Annotated in this window: 1 pseudogene; it reads right to left on the bottom strand. The window is 70.0% G+C overall.

Going from position 1 to position 270, the window contains the following annotated elements:
- Nucleotides 1-270, bottom strand: a pseudogene (locus tag ACSNOK_RS34380) (magnesium transporter); the annotation flags it as partial.

Here is a 270-nt window from a genome sequence, read left to right as displayed (position 1 = left end):
CCCTTGCCCCGGCGTACGAACACCTTGTCGATGAACCAGTCGCGGCGGGCGGGCACCTGGGTGATCGACACATCGAGGACGGTCACCTCCTCGCCGCTCTCCACCAGGCGCACCCGCCGGTCCAGCAGCTCCCCCAGGACGAGGGTCTCGGTCGGGCGCTGTTCGAAGCGGCGCAGATTCACCACCCCGGTGGTGATGACCTGGCCCGACTCCACCCCGGAGACCCGGGTGACGGGCAGGAAGATCCGGTGCCGGCTGACCACCTCGACG

Origin of the sequence: Streptomyces sp. URMC 126 (assembly GCF_051386555.1) — a bacterium.
Classification (GTDB): domain Bacteria; phylum Actinomycetota; class Actinomycetes; order Streptomycetales; family Streptomycetaceae; genus Streptomyces.
Note: the sequence above shows the minus strand (reverse complement) of the source record. Positions and strands in the feature narration are given on the sequence as shown.